This window comes from Acidovorax sp. GW821-FHT10E04 (assembly GCF_059415185.1).
This window is the reverse complement of the sequence record NZ_JBWKMT010000005.1, coordinates 373,588-389,022: the sequence shown is the minus strand read 5'-3', so window position 1 is coordinate 389,022 and position 15,435 is coordinate 373,588. Positions and strand designations below refer to the sequence as shown.

General features: G+C 65.9%; 16 protein-coding genes. 4 read left to right on the top strand and 12 right to left on the bottom strand.

What is annotated here, in order from left to right; translation table 11 throughout:
• Positions 1–24: 24 nt before the first annotated feature.
• From AC07OC_RS18030 to AC07OC_RS18010, 5 genes are read right to left on the bottom strand one after another with little or no spacing between them, the layout of a single operon-like run.
• On the bottom strand, positions 25–2,313 hold the full coding sequence (locus AC07OC_RS18030; protein WP_218296026.1) for a methyl-accepting chemotaxis protein: 2,289 nt from the start codon (positions 2,311–2,313) through the stop codon (positions 25–27).
• A 21-nt stretch (positions 2,314–2,334) separates the two neighbouring features.
• Positions 2,335–2,862 (bottom strand): chemotaxis protein CheW, encoded by a 528-nt coding sequence (locus AC07OC_RS18025; protein WP_218296027.1) that lies wholly within the window; start codon positions 2,860–2,862, stop codon positions 2,335–2,337.
• A gap of 15 nt (positions 2,863–2,877) precedes the next feature.
• Entirely contained in the window at positions 2,878–3,243 is a 366-nt protein-coding gene (locus tag AC07OC_RS18020) for a response regulator (RefSeq protein ID WP_010459520.1), read from the bottom strand.
• Positions 3,244–3,642, bottom strand: coding sequence for a response regulator (locus AC07OC_RS18015; RefSeq protein WP_005796099.1), 399 nt, complete (start codon positions 3,640–3,642; stop codon positions 3,244–3,246).
• A gap of 58 nt (positions 3,643–3,700) precedes the next feature.
• Positions 3,701–3,874: a rubredoxin gene (locus AC07OC_RS18010; RefSeq protein WP_082836248.1), complete on the bottom strand. Its 174-nt coding sequence runs from the start codon at positions 3,872–3,874 to the stop codon at positions 3,701–3,703.
• A 94-nt stretch (positions 3,875–3,968) separates the two neighbouring features.
• Between AC07OC_RS18010 and thiD the strand changes: the two genes are divergently transcribed.
• The gene (thiD, locus tag AC07OC_RS18005; RefSeq protein ID WP_218296028.1) at positions 3,969–4,928 is read left to right on the top strand and encodes a bifunctional hydroxymethylpyrimidine kinase/phosphomethylpyrimidine kinase; all 960 of its coding nucleotides are present in this window, start codon (positions 3,969–3,971) and stop codon (positions 4,926–4,928) included.
• A complete protein-coding gene (gene hemL / locus AC07OC_RS18000) occupies positions 4,912–6,222 on the top strand; it encodes a glutamate-1-semialdehyde 2,1-aminomutase (RefSeq protein WP_218296029.1) in 1,311 nt (436 codons plus the stop codon). The genes thiD and hemL overlap by 17 nt, the downstream gene beginning before the upstream one ends.
• Positions 6,223–6,303: 81 nt before the next feature.
• Here hemL and AC07OC_RS17995 read toward each other — a convergent pair whose 3' ends face one another.
• Entirely contained in the window at positions 6,304–7,083 is a 780-nt protein-coding gene (locus AC07OC_RS17995) for an IclR family transcriptional regulator domain-containing protein (protein ID WP_218296030.1), read from the bottom strand.
• 210 nt (positions 7,084–7,293) lie between these two features.
• Between AC07OC_RS17995 and pobA the strand changes: the two genes are divergently transcribed.
• Positions 7,294–8,478 carry a 4-hydroxybenzoate 3-monooxygenase gene (gene pobA / locus AC07OC_RS17990; RefSeq protein ID WP_218339669.1) on the top strand — a complete coding sequence of 395 codons (1,185 nt, stop codon included), beginning with the start codon at positions 7,294–7,296 and terminating at the stop codon, positions 8,476–8,478.
• An 82-nt stretch (positions 8,479–8,560) separates the two neighbouring features.
• Here the strand turns inward: pobA and purH are convergent, their stop codons facing one another.
• From purH to AC07OC_RS17970, 4 genes are all read right to left on the bottom strand, one after another.
• Positions 8,561–10,174, bottom strand: a complete 1,614-nt coding sequence (gene purH / locus AC07OC_RS17985; RefSeq protein ID WP_218339670.1) for a bifunctional phosphoribosylaminoimidazolecarboxamide formyltransferase/IMP cyclohydrolase — start codon at positions 10,172–10,174, stop codon at positions 8,561–8,563.
• Positions 10,175–10,269: 95 nt separating this feature from the next.
• On the bottom strand, positions 10,270–10,503 hold the full coding sequence (locus tag AC07OC_RS17980; RefSeq protein ID WP_218296033.1) for a Fis family transcriptional regulator: 234 nt from the start codon (positions 10,501–10,503) through the stop codon (positions 10,270–10,272).
• Positions 10,500–11,546 (bottom strand): tRNA dihydrouridine synthase DusB, encoded by a 1,047-nt coding sequence (gene dusB, locus AC07OC_RS17975; RefSeq protein ID WP_218339671.1) that lies wholly within the window; start codon positions 11,544–11,546, stop codon positions 10,500–10,502. The genes AC07OC_RS17980 and dusB overlap by 4 nt, the downstream gene beginning before the upstream one ends.
• A 151-nt stretch (positions 11,547–11,697) precedes the next feature.
• On the bottom strand, positions 11,698–12,279 hold the full coding sequence (locus tag AC07OC_RS17970; RefSeq protein WP_218339672.1) for a M15 family metallopeptidase domain-containing protein: 582 nt from the start codon (positions 12,277–12,279) through the stop codon (positions 11,698–11,700).
• Positions 12,280–12,429: 150 nt separating this feature from the next.
• Here AC07OC_RS17970 and AC07OC_RS17965 point away from each other — a divergent pair, with 150 nt between their 5' ends.
• On the top strand, positions 12,430–12,912 hold the full coding sequence (locus tag AC07OC_RS17965; protein ID WP_255591034.1) for a YqaA family protein: 483 nt from the start codon (positions 12,430–12,432) through the stop codon (positions 12,910–12,912).
• A 97-nt stretch (positions 12,913–13,009) separates the two neighbouring features.
• Here AC07OC_RS17965 and AC07OC_RS17960 read toward each other — a convergent pair whose 3' ends face one another.
• Positions 13,010–14,245, bottom strand: a complete 1,236-nt coding sequence (locus tag AC07OC_RS17960) for a GGDEF domain-containing protein (RefSeq protein WP_218339673.1) — start codon at positions 14,243–14,245, stop codon at positions 13,010–13,012.
• 228 nt (positions 14,246–14,473) lie between these two features.
• Positions 14,474–15,352 carry an EamA family transporter RarD gene (rarD, locus tag AC07OC_RS17955; protein ID WP_218339674.1) on the bottom strand — a complete coding sequence of 293 codons (879 nt, stop codon included), beginning with the start codon at positions 15,350–15,352 and terminating at the stop codon, positions 14,474–14,476.
• Positions 15,353–15,435: the final 83 nt, after the last annotated feature.

Below are 15,435 nucleotides of genomic sequence, written 5' to 3'. Positions count from 1 at the left end.
GCCAGCTGGTTGATGACTACAGCGTCAGGCGATCTTGAACCGTGCCACCGATTGGCGCAGTTCTTCAGCCATGTGCGAGAGCTCGCGCACCTGCTGCGCTGTGGTTCGGGTACCTTCACCCGTTTGCTCGGTCACCGCAAAAATGTGCTGGATGTTGTCGGCCACTTCGTTGGCCAGAACGGCTTCCCGGGATGTTGAGGACGAAATCTGCTCAATCAGTTCGGCAAGGCGGCGCGACACGCGGTCGATCTCGGTCAGTGCGGTACCGGCGCTGTCGGACAGGCGCGCCCCTTCCACCACACCCTGCGTGGAGCGTTCCATAGCGGCCACGGCATCCTGCGTGTCGGTCTGAATCGCCTTCACGAGCGCCGAGATCTGGCGCGTGGCGTCTGCGGAACGTTCAGCCAGCCGCTGCACTTCTTCGGCCACCACCGAGAAGCCTCGGCCGGCTTCACCGGCGGACGCTGCCTGGATGGCGGCGTTCAGGGCCAGAACGTTCGTCTGCTCGGTAATGTCCGAAATCAGTTCGGTGATTTCACCGATCTCCTGCGAGGATTCGCCCAGGCGCTTGATCCGCTTGGAGGTGTCCTGGATCTGGTCGCGGATGGAGTTCATACCGCCGATGGCGTTCTGCACGGCCTGCAGGCCCGAGTCGGCAGCTTGCAGCGATTGACGGGCCACCGTGGCGGACTCTTGCGCTTGTGTGGACACCTCGTTGATTCGGGTGGCCATGTCGAGCACCGAGCGGCCGGTTTCGCGAATTTCGCGCAGCTGCTCGGTGGATGCCGCCAGCAGCTCCGTGGACGTGTTGTCCACCTGGGCCGTCGTCTGCGCCACCCGCGTGGCCGTGTTCTGCACGCTGCCCACCAGCTGGCGCAGTTCTTCCACCGTGTAGTTCACCGAGTCGGCGATGGCGCCCGTGATGTCTTCCGTCACGGTGGCTTCCTGGGTCAGGTCACCTTCAGCGACCGACTGCAGTTCGTTCATCAGCCGCAAAATGGCGGCCTGGTTGGCGTCATTGACGCGCTTGGCTTCCTGCTCCTGGCGCTTGGCGTCCTTCTGCTGCATTTCGGCAGCAGCCTGGCGGCCACGGCTGTCCAGCAGCTGCACGCGCGAGATGCCCACGCCGCAAAAGATCACGAACAGGCCGGCGAGGGCCAGGGCAGCGAGCTGTCCACCGCCCACACCCGTCTGGGCGGACAGCTTGCTCTGCAGGCCTTCGAGCTGGCGGCGCAGGGGCTCGCTGTCGGCAATGATCGCCGACTGGGCTTCACGGGCAGACACCAGACCTTGCAGGTTGCCCAGAATGGCGCTGGCTTGCGTGCGGGTCTGCTCATAGAGCTTGACCAGGGCTTCGAGCTGTTCGCGGGTCTGGGCATCCTTGGTGGCGGCCAGGCGCAGTTCAGGGCTGCCATCGAGCAGGCCCTGGGCGATTTCCTTGAACGAATTCAAGTCCTTGCCCAGCAGGAACACGGCCTCGGGGCTCACGCCTTCCATGGTCTGGAATTCGTTGGCCGACTTGCCGATACGCTGTGTCAGCATCACGAGCTGGCCGGCGGCGGAGATCTCGGCGGCAGGCGCGTTCTGCTGCAGCTTGAGGGACGACACCGTCTCGGCGATTTCCAGCAGGTCGGACGATTGGCGGTTGATGGTGCGCAGAGCGTCCCCCACCTGCGTCAGGATCTTCTGCTGGCCCATCACCACGCTGGCATTGCGCTCGGCGCGTTCCATGAGCGGGTTCACGGCGTCCAGATCGGGCTTGTAGGGCTCGCCCAGCGATTCCACGCCGAGTTCGCCATCACCCGCATTCAGGGCGCGCACATTGCGCGCCAGCACGCCGGAGCTTTCCACCACGTCCGGGAAGGCCTGCGGACTTCCCACCAGCGCCTGCGACACCGACTTCGCCAGGCGCTGCGACTGCATGAGGGACTGGCCCGTTGCAGCAAGCTGCTGCGCGGAGCGGTCGGCCTGCCGCAACACCCAGGCAGCGATCAAGGCCAGGACGATCACGCCCACAGCCAGCAGGCCGAGCAGGCGGCGCTGGTGGGCTGCAGCGGTCGAGCGGCCCAGCAGTGGCAGGGAGATGAGGTCTTCCTCCGCGTCCTGGGCAGACTGCTCGGGGGCATAGCCGTCCGGGTCACCCTGAACACTGTTCATGGCTTCGGCCTGGTACGCGTCGCGCAATTGCGCGCCGTCCAGCGAACCCGTGGCAAGAATATCCTGCCCGTCGTCGGCCGTGCCGGCAATCGCGCCTGCATCCGGTGTGGCAGGTTTCCGGTTGAACAGTTTTCCAAATTGATTGACGACGGACATGGTGCAGCCTTACAGAAAAACTCAAGCACTGATGCTCAGGAAAGCGGGATGTTGGGACAGGATCTGCAAGTTCAGTTCCTGCCAGCGCGCGCCGCTGGAATCGATATACGTGGTGCCGAAGAATGCAGGGGAATCCTCGGCCGGAGGCTCGGAGGACACGAACGCATCGGTCCCGCGCAGGCCGGCCAGGCGGTCCACCAGCAAAGCGGCATTGACTTCGAGGGCCGCGTTGAAAGCCAGGAGGCTGGCCTCCGACAGGGCCTGTTCGGTACGGGGCGCCGCGGAGCCCAGGAGCCCCGCGAGATCCACCACGCCGACCAGCCCGCCGCGCAGGTTGGCAACGCCCAGGAACCAGCTTTGGGTATAGGGCACCGCCTGGATCGAGACCCAGGGGAAAATCTCCCCCGACTGTCCAAGGGGCAGCAAATAGAAACTCCCGGCGGACTCGACAGCCAGCCAGGATGACACAGAGGTCCCTTCGGTTCTTGCGGCCTGAAGGCGGCTGGCAAGTCGGGTCTGGAGCTCTCGCAGGGCTTCGCGGTTGGCCATGAACGCGCCGCAGCCTCAGTTCAGGGCGTCGATTTTGGCCTGCAGTTCGGCGGGATCGACGGGCTTGGTGATGTAGCCCCGCGCACCCTGCCGCATCCCCCAGACGCGATCCGTTTCCTGGTTCTTGCTGGTGCACATGATGATGGGCACGTCGGCATACAGCGGGTCGCGGGTGATGGCGCGCGTGAGTTGAAAGCCATTCTGGCCGGGCATCACGACATCCATGAGGATCAGATCGGGCTTTTCTTCCGCCAGGCGGCGAAAGGCTTCATCGGCATTTTCAGCGGTGCGTACCTGCATGCCTTTTTTCTGAAGCAGGTCCGTCAAAAACATCAACTCGGTCTTCGAGTCGTCGACGACCAGTACTTTCTGGATGGGCATTTACATCGCTCCTTGTTGGGAATTGCCAAACTGCTGCACTGCTTGCAGCAGCTGGTCTTTGGTAAACGGTTTGGTGAGATATTCCTGGCAGCCGACCATGCGCCCGCGCGCCTTGTCGAATACGCCGTCCTTGGAAGACAGCATTACCACCGGAGTATCTGCAAAACGGGCGTTGCGCTTGATGATGGCGCAGGTCTGGTACCCGTCGAGCTTGGGCATGAGGATGTCGCAGAAAATCAGCTGAGGCTGGTAATCGTTGACTTTGGCCAAAGCATCAAAGCCGTCGTCGGCCAACAAGACTTCGTGCCCCCCCTGCTTGAGAAAAATCTCGGCGCTTCGACGGATGGTGTTGCTGTCATCCACCACTAGCACTTTGAAAGATGCGCCTGTTGTAGTCAATTGTTACTGCTCCCGATGGAAAAATAAACAACGCGGCAGCACATGATGCTGGTGCGCCTCAAATCTGAACCATCTCGAAGTCTTCCTTGCGGGCGCCACATTCAGGGCAGGTCCAATTCATGGGAACCTGATCCCATGGAGTGTTGGGTGCAATGCCGTGCTCAGGTGAACCCTCTGCTTCGTCATAAATCCAACCGCAAATCAAACACATCCAAGTTTTAGAGTCGGTCACAGCTTAAAGGGCCTTCACATAGAATGCAACGATTGTATCTAGTCATCTCCGCGGGCCACGGCGCCGGTGCCGCCCCTCAAGCAGGATCTGGTCCATGACCGCCAAAGCATCCCCTCCCCCCCCAGAAATCATAGATCTCGAAGATGACGGTTCGGAGGACGCAAGCCCTGCGTGCGTGCTCGTCTTCAACGCCAGCGACCCCAGCGGCGCCGGCGGACTGACGGCCGACATCACCACCATCGCCTCCGTGGGCGGGCACCCGATCGCCGTGGTCTGCGGCGCGTACGCCCGCGATACCGCGGAGATTTTCGACCACTTCAGTTTTGACGACGAGGCCGTGGCCGAGCAGGCCCGCGCCGTCCTGGAGGACCTGCCGGTACAGGCCATCAAGGTCGGTTTCGTGGGCAGCCCGGAGAACATCAGCACCATCGCCGAGATCACGACCGACTACGACGAAGTGCCCGTGATCGCCTACATGCCCAACCTGTCCTGGTGGCGCGACGAGCTGATCGACGAGTACCTGGACGCCTTCCGGGAATTGTTGTTACCGCAGACCTCGGTGTTGGTTGGAAACCACAGCACCCTGTGGCGCTGGCTGCTGCCGGACTGGACCAGCGACCGCAGCCCGACCGCGCGCGACATCGCCCGGGCCGCCTCCGAGATGGGTGTTCCCTACACCCTGGTCACCGGTATTCCGCTGCCCGAACAGTTTGTCGAGAACGTGCTGGCCTCGCCCCAGACCGTGCTGGGCAGCGGCAAGTTCGAACTGTTCGACGCCACCTTCTCCGGCGCTGGCGACACCTTGTCCGCCGCGCTCACCGCCCTGGTGGCCAGCGGCAACGACCTGGGCGAGGCCACCAGCGAGGCCCTGGGCTACCTCGACCGCTGCCTGGACGCCGGCTTTCGCCCCGGCATGGGGCACATCGTGCCCGACCGCATGTTCTGGGCCCAGCCCGACGATGACGAGGCCGACGGCGATGAAGAAGAACCCCCGATTGACGAAGCACAGGCCCTCGAAGGCTTTGTGATGCCACCCCATGACACCAAGCACTGACCTCAACATCCCCCTGTTCGAACGCGCCAAGGCGCTGATCCCCGGCGGCGTGAACTCGCCCGTGCGGGCCTTCAAGGCCGTGGGCGGCACGCCGCGTTTCGTGAAGCGCGCCCAGGGCGCCTACTTCTGGGACGCCAACGACCAGCGCTTCATCGACTACATCGGCTCCTGGGGCCCGATGATCCTGGGCCACGGCCACCCCGCCGTGCTCGAAGCCGTGCAGAGCGCAGCGCTCGAAGGCTTCAGTTTTGGCGCGCCGACCGAGCGCGAAGTGGAGCTGGCCGAGGAAATCCTGAGCCTCGTCCCTTCGATGGAGATGATCCGCCTGGTCAGCTCGGGCACCGAAGCGGGCATGAGCGCCATCCGACTGGCGCGCGGTGCCACGGGCCGCAGCAAATTCATCAAGTTCGAGGGCTGCTACCACGGCCATGCCGACTCCCTGCTGGTCAAGGCCGGTTCGGGCCTGGCCACGTTCGGCAACGCCACCAGCGCAGGCGTGCCGCCCGAGGTGGTGCAGCACACCCTGGTGCTCGAATACAACAACGTCGCCCAGCTGGAAGAAGCCTTTGCCCTGCATGGCAAGGAACTGGCCTGCGTGATGATCGAGCCCATCGCGGGCAACATGAACCTGGTGCGCGCCAGCGTTCCGTTCATGAAGCGCTGCCGCGAGCTGTGCACCGAATACGGCGCGCTGCTGGTGCTCGACGAGGTGATGACGGGCTTTCGCGTGGCCCTGGGCAGCGCCCAGAGCGTGTACGCCCGGAGCATCCCGGGCTTCAAGCCCGACATCACGGTGCTGGGCAAGGTGATCGGTGGCGGCATGCCGCTGGCCGCCTTTGGGGGCCCGCGCGCCATCATGGAACACCTGGCACCGCTGGGGGCCGTGTACCAGGCGGGCACGTTGTCGGGCAACCCGGTGGCCACGGCCTGCGGGCTGGCCACGCTGCGCGAGATCAGGAAGCCGGGTTTCTTCGACGCCCTGTCGGCCACCACGCGCTCGCTGGTCGATGGGCTGGCTGCCGCGGCGGCGGCCGAAGGCGTGCCCTTCAGCACCGACAGCGAAGGCGGCATGTTCGGCTTCTTCCTGATGCCCGAGCTGCCCCAGAACTACGCCCAGGTGCTCAAGACCGACAGCGCGCGTTTCAACCAGCTGTTCCACGGCCTGCTCGATCGCGGTATCTACATCGCGCCGGCGCTGTACGAGGCGGGCTTCGTGAGCGCGGCACACACCGCCGACGACATCGCCGCCACCGTGGCAGCCGCCCGCGAAGTCTTCAAGGAACTATCAAAATAATAGCTACCAGCGCTTACCCATCAAGCGCTATCGGCCATTTTTATGAATATTCCTGCTTGCTAACTCGACGTTGGCATTCGTTCACAGCAGCCCCCGCAGCTCGCGGGCGGCCTCCTGCAGCAGTGGCAGCATGTCGCGTTGCAGGCTGCGCTCGTCCACCTGCTTGGGCGACGCCACCACATTGAGCGCGGCCACCGTGTCACCCTGCAGATTGCGCAGGGGCACTGCCAGCGCGTGCACGCCCAGCTCGTGCTCCTCCACCGCCAGGCAATGGTCGTCGCGCCGCGCCTTGGCAATCACCTGCCGCAGCGGGCCGACCTGGGTGATGGTGTGGGGCGTGAGCCGGTGCAGCGGGCAGGCCTTGAGCCACGCCGTCAGCGCTGCCGGTGGCAACGCGGCCAGCAGCACGCGCCCCGTGGACGTGGGGTGCGCCGGCAGCCGCGCCCCCAGGTGCAGGCCATAGGCCAGCACGCGCGAAGGCGCGCCGTACACGCCGCTGCGCGCCACGATCACCACCTCGCCGCCATCCAGCACCACGGCCGAGAATGACTGCTGCGTCTGTGCCGCCAGCCGGTTGAGCGTGGGCTGCAGCACCCGCGGCAGCCGGGCCGATGCCAGGTAGCTGCCCGAAAACCGCAGCACCTTGGGCGCCAGCCAGAAGTAGCTGCCATCCGTCTCCAGATAACCCAGGTGCGCCAGCGTGAGCAGGTGGCGGCGCGCCGCCGCGCGCGTGAGGCCGGTGCGCTGCGCGGCCAGCGTGGCATTGAGCCGCTGGCGCTCGGTGTCGAAACTCTCCAGCACCGCCAGGCCCTTGGCCATGCCTTCGATGAAATCTGCCTTGGCGATGGGAACGGTGGTCATGCGGGGGTCCATGGTCGGCCGGTCGATGCCCGGGGTGCGGGCGCCCGATGCGCCGGGGCTGTGGAAGATTGCGCGATGATCGCACATCACGTCCACCCACCGCGCGCCAGGGCGCCGGGCGGGCGCCGCATTGACATGGATCAACCTACGCTTGGCGCTGTTGTCTTAGCGCTTTCCAGCGCCCTTGTTTGCTTTGTGAGGTTGTCCACCATGCGTACCCAGGTTGCCATCATCGGCGCAGGCCCCGCCGGCCTGCTGCTCGGCCAGTTGCTTTACAAGTCCGGCATCGACGCCGTCATCATCGAACAGCGCAGCCCCGACTACGTGCTGGGCCGCATCCGCGCCGGCGTGCTGGAGCAGGTCAGCATGGACCTGCTGGACCAGGCGGGTGTCGGCGCCCGCGCCCATGCCGAAGGACTGCCACACGACGGCATCGAGCTGCTGTTCAAGGGCGCGCGGCACCGCATCGACCTGCACGCGCTGACCGGCGGCAGCCGCGTGACGGTGTACGGCCAGACCGAAGTGACCCGCGACCTGATGGACGCCCGCGCCGCCGAAGGCCTGACCACGGTGTACGACGCCCAGAACGTGAGCGTGCACGGCTTCGACGGCCAGCAGCCGCGCGTGACCTACGAGAAGGACGGCCAGACGCACGAGGTGCTGTGCGACTTCATCGCAGGCTGCGACGGCTACCACGGCGTGTGCCGCGCCAGCGTGCCCGAGGGTGCGCTGCGCACCTACGAGCGTGTCTACCCCTTTGGCTGGCTGGGCGTGCTGGCAGACGTGAAGCCCGTGTCCCACGAGCTGATCTACGCCAACACCGAGCGGGGCTTTGCGCTGTGCAGCATGCGCAGCAACACGCGCAGCCGCTACTACCTGCAAGTGCCATCGACCGACAAGGTGGAGCAGTGGAGCATCGAGCAGTTCTGGGCCGAACTGGGCAACCGCCTGGACCCCGAGGCGCGCGAGAACCTTGTCACCGGCCCGGCGCTGGAGATGAGCATCGCCCCGCTGCGCAGCTTCGTGGCCGAGCCCATGCGCTTTGGCCGCCTGTTCCTGGCGGGCGACGCGGCCCACATCGTGCCGCCCACCGGCGCCAAGGGCCTGAACCTGGCGGCGAGTGACGTGGGCTACCTGTGGAATGCGTTCGCCGACTATTACGGCGAGAAGTCGAGCGCCGGCATCGACACCTATTCCGACCGCTGCCTGCGCCGCGTGTGGCGCGCCGAGCGCTTCTCGTGGTGGTTCACCTCGTTGATGCACCGTTTTCCAGAGACTGGCGAATTCGGCCAGAAGATTCAGGAAGCCGAGCTGGAATACCTGGTGCACTCGCGCGCAGCCTCGGTCTCACTGGCCGAGAACTATGTAGGGCTGCCGATGAACTTCGGAACCTGACTCTCTCCCCGTTCCGAGAGTACCTCCCAAAAAAAGCGGCTTCCCAGGAAGCCGCTTTTTGCATGGCGCCCCGCCGCCCGAATCAGTGGCGGAAGTGGCGCACCCCGCTGAACACCATGGCCACGCCGCGCTCGTTGGCGGCATCGATCACTTCGTTGTCGCGCATGGAGCCACCGGGCTGGATCACGCAGGTCGCACCTGCATCGACCACCACATCGAGGCCGTCGCGGAAGGGGAAGAATGCGTCGCTGGCCACCACGGTGCCCTGCAGCGTGAGGCCCGCGTGGCCCGCCTTGATGCTGGCGATGCGGGCCGAGTCCAGGCGGCTCATCTGGCCGGCGCCCACGCCCATGGTCATGCCGCCCTTGCAGAAGACGATGGCATTGCTCTTGACGTACTTGGCCACCTTCCAGGCGAACAGCAGGTCTTCCATCTCTTCCAGCGTGGGCTGCTTGTGCGTGACCACCTTCAGGTCGATGAGCGACAGCTCGTGGTTGTCCGCGGTCTGCAGCAGCAGGCCGGAGCCGATGCGCTTGGCATCCATGGCGTTGCGGCCCCGCTGCCAGTCGGTGAGCTGCTGCGCCTTGCCGGCATGCGGCGGCAGGGCGATCTTGAGCAGGCGCACATTGGCCTTGGCCTTGAACACCTCCAGCGCCTCGGGCGTGAACTCCGGCGCCATCAGCACTTCGACGAACTGCTTGGCGATCTGCTGGGCGGCGGCGCCATCCACCGTGCGGTTGAAGGCGATGATGCCGCCGAAGGCGCTGGTGGGGTCCGTCTGGAAGGCCTTGCCGTAGGCATCGAGCGCGTCCAGGCCCACAGCCACGCCGCAGGGGTTGGCGTGCTTGACGATGACGCAGGCAGGCGCCTCGAAGCTCTTGACGCATTCCCACGCCGCATCGGCGTCGGCGATGTTGTTGTACGACAGCTCCTTGCCCTGCACCTGCTCGGCCGTGACCAGCGAGCCGGGCGCGGGGTACAGGTCGCGGTACAGCGCGGCCTGCTGGTGCGCGTTCTCGCCGTAGCGCAGGTCCTGCACCTTGGTGAAGATGCCGTTGCTCTGGCCGGCGAACTGGGCACGCGCGGGCACGTAGGTTTCGGACAGCTTTTCCTCTTCGAAGGTGACGGACGAGAGGTAGTCGCTGATGGCGCCGTCGTACTGCGCGATGCGGTTGAACGCGGCCACCGACAGCGCGAAGCGCAGCTTGTCGGAAAGCTTGCCGTTTTCCTTCAGCTCGGCCAGCACGGCGGGGTACTGCGAGGCGTCGGTCAGCACGCCCACGTCCTTCCAGTTCTTGGCGGCACTGCGCACCATGGCCGGGCCGCCGATGTCGATGTTCTCGATGGCGTCGGCCAGCGTGCAGCCCGCCTTGGCCACGGTGGACTCGAAGGGGTACAGGTTGACCACCAGCAGGTCGATGGTGTCGATGCCATGCTCCTGGAGCGCGGCCATGTGCTCGGGCAGCTCGCGGCGCGCCAGCAGGCCGCCGTGCACCTTGGGGTGCAGCGTCTTCACGCGGCCGTCCAGCATCTCGGGGAACTGGGTGACCTCGGCCACCTCGGTCACGGGCAGGCCCTGGTCGGCCAGCAGCTTGGCGGTGCCGCCGGTGGACAGCAGCTTGATGCCCAGCGCATGCAGGGCCTGTGCAAATTCGACGATGCCGGTCTTGTCGGAGACGGAAAGAAGTGCGTTCATGGCAGTGGTGGTGGGGAGAGTTTGAATAAAAACAGGGCCTGGCGCTTTATGGATAAGCGCCAACAGCTATACATTTAATAGCAATCGTGCGCCGGTCAGAGCAGCTTGTGCAGGGCCAGCTTCTTGCGCAGCGTGTTGCGGTTCAGGCCCAGCCATTCGGCGGCGCGGGACTGGTTGTTGTCGGCATGGGTCATCACCACTTCCAGCAGCGGTTTCTCGACCACGCGCACCAGCATGTCGTACATGCCGTCGGGCGTCTCTCCGCCCAGGTCGCGAAAATAGCCTTGCAGGCTCTCGCGCACGCATTCTTCTATGTGTTTCTTGCTCATGCAGCCATTCCCTCTTGTTCTTCTGGTTCTGCGTCCGTGCCGGTGGCGGCGGGCAGCCGGTCCATCTGTTGCGCAAGGGCATCCAGGTGGTCGGCCACGGCCTGCCACTGCGCGGCGCAGTCCTCGATCGTATTGATGTGTTGCCTGAAGGCCTCGCCGCCGGGCAGCGCACGCAGGTACCACGCGATGTGCTTGCGCGCACTGCGCACCCCGGTCAGCTCGCCATACAGGCTGTAGTGGTCTTGCAGGTGGTCCAGCAACAGGCGCCGCACCTCGGCCACCAGCGGTGGCGCCAGGTGCTCGCCCGTGGCCAGGAAGTGGCCGATCTCGCGGAAGATCCACGGCCGGCCCTGTGCGGCACGGCCGATCATGATCGCGTCGGCCCCGGTGGCGGCCAGCACGTCGCGCGCCTTCTCGGGCGAAGTGATGTCGCCATTGGCCACCACGGGCACCCTCACCGCCGCCTTCACCGCCGCGATGGTGTCGTACTCCGCATGGCCCTTGTAGCCTTGCTCGCGCGTGCGGCCGTGCACGGTGAGCATCTGGATGCCCACGCCCTCGAACGCGCGGGCCAGCGCCACGGCGTTCTTGTGCTCCTGGCACCAGCCGGTGCGCATCTTCAGCGTGACGGGCACGTTGAAGGGCGCGCACGCCTGTACCACGGCCTCGGCGATCTCCACGGCCAGCGCCTCGTTCTGCATCAGGGCGGAGCCCGCCCACTTGTTGCAGACCTTCTTGGCCGGGCAACCCATGTTGATGTCGATGATCTGCGCGCCGCGCTCCACGTTGTAGACCGCGGCCTCGGCCATCATCGGCGCATCGGTGCCTGCGATCTGCACGGCGATGGGCCCGGGCTCCCCTTCATGGTTGGCCCGGCGCGAGGTCTTGAGGCTGTTCCACAAGTCCTTGCGCGAGGTCACCATCTCGCTCACCGCGTAGCCCGCGCCCAGCGCCTTGCACAGCTGGCGAAACGGCCGGTCCGTGACGCCCGCCATCGGGGCGACGAACAAGCGGTTCGCCAGAGGAATGTGGCCGATGTGCATGAAGGGGCGCGGTAGGTGCAGCAGCGAATGCTGAAAAAGGAGGCAGGATTGTACCTGCTCAAAATTTCAGCAAATGAAATGTTCCGCCCACTGAAATGACGCCCCTGTCCACCCCGATGCTCTCCGGCGCGGCGACGCGCGGCCGCCACGGTCAGCGCGCGGCGAGGTCGGTTTCCGCCGTCGGTGCAGGAACCCGGGCACGTTGCGCAAAGCGCCACCAGGCATCGGCGGCATTGTCGAATTCATGGCGCGCCATCAGCGTGCGCAGCCACTGGCGGTTGTGCAGCACATCCGGCGAGAAGCCCCGCGCGGCCAGCTCCGCGCCCCCCTGCCTCACGCCGGCGGGCGTGCCCATGTCCACATCGTGACCATCGGCCAGGGGGCCGCGCACGACCTTGCTGGCCTTCATGCCGTCCACCACCCGCACCCGCACCACCCATTCGCCGGCGGCGACGGGGCAGGTGGCTTCAAGTGCCATGCCTTGCGCCTGCAGCTCCCGGGCCACGCCATCCAGCGCGGCGCGCCCACCGGGCATCTCGCTGCAGCCGCTACCGCTGCCGGCATGCGCGTGCGGAGCCGGCGGCAGCGAAGAAGACACAGGGGGCACCGCCGCCTGCGGGCTGTGCACGCAGGCGGCCAGCAGCAGCGCCAGGGCCGCTGACGACCAGCGGGTGCCCACCGGCACGGCGGCAGGTGCCGGGCGGGCGATGGCAGGGATTGCGAAACAATGCATGAAGCCTCCCGGGGTAAGTTCATTCAGGGACGGTGTTGCTTCACGATACAAATAGGCGCCGCCCACGGCCATGCGCGGATGGCGCACCCCTGCGTAGGACAGCGCCCCCTGGCATGAAAGCGATGCCGCCGCCGCCCTACACTTCCTCCCATGGAAATCTGGATGCACCAGCTGCTGGAATGGCTTGCGCTGCCGCAGTTCGGCCTGAGCACGGTCTTTGTCGTTTCGTTCATCTCGGCCACGCTGCTGCCGCTGGGCTCGGAGCCGGCGGTGTTCGGGCTGATCAAGATCAACCCCGAACTGTTCTGGCCCGCGATCCTGGTCGCCACGGTCGGCAACACGCTGGGCGGTGGGGTGAGCTGGTGGATGGGCCTGGGGGCTCACAAGGTCGTGGACAAGGCCCGTGGCAATGCCACCGACGTGCGCGCGCTGCACTGGCTCCAGCGCTTTGGCGCACGCGCCTGCCTGATGAGCTGGCTGCCCGTGGTGGGCGACCCGCTGTGCGCCGTGGCCGGATGGCTGAAACTGCCGTTCTGGCCCTGCCTGGCCTATATGGCCGTGGGCAAGTTCTTCCGCTATCTGCTGATGACGAGCGTGCTGCTGCACTTCATGCCGGGGCACTTGGCGCTGTGACTTCTCACCCGGTGTTTCGTTGAGGCCGCTTGGCGCCAGCAATGACAAGGGTGTGCAACTGCCGTCCCCAGGCGCCCCTCTCCCTCATGCCCACGTCTCACGACAGCGGTGCGTGTGCGCCGATGTCGGACAACAGCGAATCGCCACGGGCCACCGGCTCCTCGACCACCACCTGGTTGCGCCCGCCTTCCTTGGCCATGTACATCGCGGTATCGGCCCGCGAGAAAAACTCCAGCACCGACTCTCCCAGCACGTACTGGGTCACGCCGATCGACACCGTCACCCGCCCCTTGAGAAGCCCGGCCCATGCATGGATCTCGACCTGGGCGCGGATGCGCTCGCAGGTATTGAGCGCAGGCAGCAGGGATGTGGCGGGAAAGATGAGCAGGAACTCCTCGCCCCCATAGCGCCCGAACACATCGCCTGCGCGCACCCCCTGCTGTGCCACGCGGGCGAACGTGCGCAGCACCTCGTCACCCCCCAGATGCCCCAATTCATCATTGATGCGCTTGAAGTGGTCGATATCCACCACGGCGAGGCACAGGGGAATGCCGCTTTCATCCGCCAGCTGCTTTTGCTCCTCCAGCGCGGCCAGCACGTAGCGGCGGTTGAAACATCCGACCAGGGGGTCGCGCTGGGCGTCTTCCTGGATGTTCTTGATCTTCCGGCTGGCGTGGTACAGGCTGCGGTAGAGGCGCTGGACCCTGCCCATCAGGAGGATGTAGGTGGGCAACGATAGCGCCAGGGCCAGCCAGTGCAGCGCTTCCAGGCGCAGCAGCGCGTCATTTTTCTGCTCCACGTAATGGAGCCCCACCACCACGGCGTACAGGCACAGCATGCAGGCCGCCAGCGCCAGCAGCGCGGGCCGCGGCACGGTGAAGATCCCGTAGGCCACCGCCACGAAGGTGAACGGAACCAGCAGGATCTGCGTGACCGGCGCCAGATAGAACACCCCGACCATGCAGGCCAACGCCGTGGCCACAATGGCCAGCTTCAGGTGCCTGTGCCGCACCTTCTTGTGCAGGCCCGAACTGAAAATCCCCCAGAAGGCCCCGCATCCCAGCACCACCAATACGGCCAGGACGGCGAGCACCTGCACATCCACCATGCCCAGCGCATAGAACCCGGCCATCGCCAATACATACAGGCCGATCAGCCCCCCGGCCAGCCGCCATTTCTGCCCCGCGCTGCGCCCGCTTCGCGGCCCCAGGCCATCCATGGCCCTGCGCGCGGGACGCGCCATGGCCGACGATGAGTCATCGAATTCCATGACGGCGTCGGACAGCGGAAAGGCGTCCGTCGCCGAAAACGGATTCTTGCGGCCAAAGAACATGCGGAGGCAGGCGTGGGCCCGGGTTCGTTCGGGTGACAGGTTCACCGAAATACACAGTCCGCCAGCGCTGACGCCCGGCAGACGGGCCCGCGCATCTTACGCAGAACTGACACGGAAGCGCTCCGTGTTTTCCAGTAGCTCGCGCGCTGCAGCGCACCCTGCGGGCGGCGTTTGGCGCCGCGCACCCCGCCTTGCGGCCACTGTTTGCGCCCGGAAAAAGATGCCTCTTCAGGCCGCCGCAACCTGCCGGCGTGTCCACCAGCCTTCCAGGCTGTAGACCAGCAGCGCAGTCCAGATCAACACAAACCCCACGAGGCGCGCAGGCTGGAAGGGTTCATGGAACAGCCACACGCCCAGCGCAAACTGCAGGCTCGGGGAGATGTACTGCAGGATGCCCAAGGTGGACATCGGGATCAGGCGGGCACCCGCGGCAAACAGCAGCAGCGGAACGGCCGTCATGGGGCCCGCGAGCAACAGCCATCCCACGGCGGCTGGCGACCCCTGGACCAGTGCGCCCTCGCCCTGCCAGGCCCACCAGCCCAGCATGATGGCGGCCACCGGCGCGAGCACCAGGGTTTCCAGCGCCAGCCCCTCCAGCGCGCCCAGCACGGCAAGCTTGCGCAGCAACCCGTAGAAGCCAAAGCTCAGGGCCAGCACCAGCGCAATCCAGGGCAGGCGGCCCGCCTGCACCGCAAGCCACAGCACTCCCGCGGCAGCCACGGCCACCGCAAGCCACTGGCCCGGGCGAGGCCGCTCTTTCAGGAACACGAAGCCCAGCGCCACGTTCACCAGCGGCAAAATGAAATAGCCCAGGCTGGCATCCACCACATGCTGGTTCTGCACCGCCCACACATAGGTGAGCCAGTTGCCCGACAGCAGCATCGCCGACAGCGCGAACGCGCCCAGCACACGGGGCTGGCGCAGCACGGCGCCCATCCAGGACCATTGCCTGCGCACCATCAGCACGCCAAAGACAAACACCAGCGACCACACCGTGCGGTGCATCACCACCTCCAGCGAGGGCACATCCGCCACCTGCTTGAAATACAGCGGGAACAGGCCCCAGGCGGCATAGGCCAGCGCGGCGTAGAGGATTCCAGTGTTCATAGAAATCGGTGGTGCCAGGGGCGCGCAGGCCCCTTCGAACGGTCGAAAAAAATCCCTGCATGCCAGGGGCCGTGCAGGGATGC

What these genes read in the sequence shown, in the direction of transcription:
- hemL (WP_218296029.1), top strand. Translation starts at nt 4,912, where the DNA reads ATGACACCAAGCACTGACCTCAACATCCCCCTGTTCGAACGCGCCAAG.
- AC07OC_RS17965 (WP_255591034.1), top strand. Translation starts at nt 12,430, where the DNA reads ATGGAAATCTGGATGCACCAGCTGCTGGAATGGCTTGCGCTGCCGCAG.
- AC07OC_RS17960 (WP_218339673.1), bottom strand. Translation starts at nt 14,245, where the DNA reads ATGTTCTTTGGCCGCAAGAATCCGTTTTCGGCGACGGACGCCTTTCCG.
- AC07OC_RS17980 (WP_218296033.1), bottom strand. Translation starts at nt 10,503, where the DNA reads ATGAGCAAGAAACACATAGAAGAATGCGTGCGCGAGAGCCTGCAAGGC.
- AC07OC_RS18025 (WP_218296027.1), bottom strand. Translation starts at nt 2,862, where the DNA reads ATGGCCAACCGCGAAGCCCTGCGAGAGCTCCAGACCCGACTTGCCAGC.
- AC07OC_RS18030 (WP_218296026.1), bottom strand. Translation starts at nt 2,313, where the DNA reads ATGTCCGTCGTCAATCAATTTGGAAAACTGTTCAACCGGAAACCTGCC.
- purH (WP_218339670.1), bottom strand. Translation starts at nt 10,174, where the DNA reads ATGAACGCACTTCTTTCCGTCTCCGACAAGACCGGCATCGTCGAATTT.
- AC07OC_RS17970 (WP_218339672.1), bottom strand. Translation starts at nt 12,279, where the DNA reads ATGCATTGTTTCGCAATCCCTGCCATCGCCCGCCCGGCACCTGCCGCC.
- dusB (WP_218339671.1), bottom strand. Translation starts at nt 11,546, where the DNA reads ATGCACATCGGCCACATTCCTCTGGCGAACCGCTTGTTCGTCGCCCCG.
- rarD (WP_218339674.1), bottom strand. Translation starts at nt 15,352, where the DNA reads ATGAACACTGGAATCCTCTACGCCGCGCTGGCCTATGCCGCCTGGGGC.
- AC07OC_RS18020 (WP_010459520.1), bottom strand. Translation starts at nt 3,243, where the DNA reads ATGCCCATCCAGAAAGTACTGGTCGTCGACGACTCGAAGACCGAGTTG.
- AC07OC_RS17995 (WP_218296030.1), bottom strand. Translation starts at nt 7,083, where the DNA reads ATGACCACCGTTCCCATCGCCAAGGCAGATTTCATCGAAGGCATGGCC.
- pobA (WP_218339669.1), top strand. Translation starts at nt 7,294, where the DNA reads ATGCGTACCCAGGTTGCCATCATCGGCGCAGGCCCCGCCGGCCTGCTG.
- thiD (WP_218296028.1), top strand. Translation starts at nt 3,969, where the DNA reads ATGACCGCCAAAGCATCCCCTCCCCCCCCAGAAATCATAGATCTCGAA.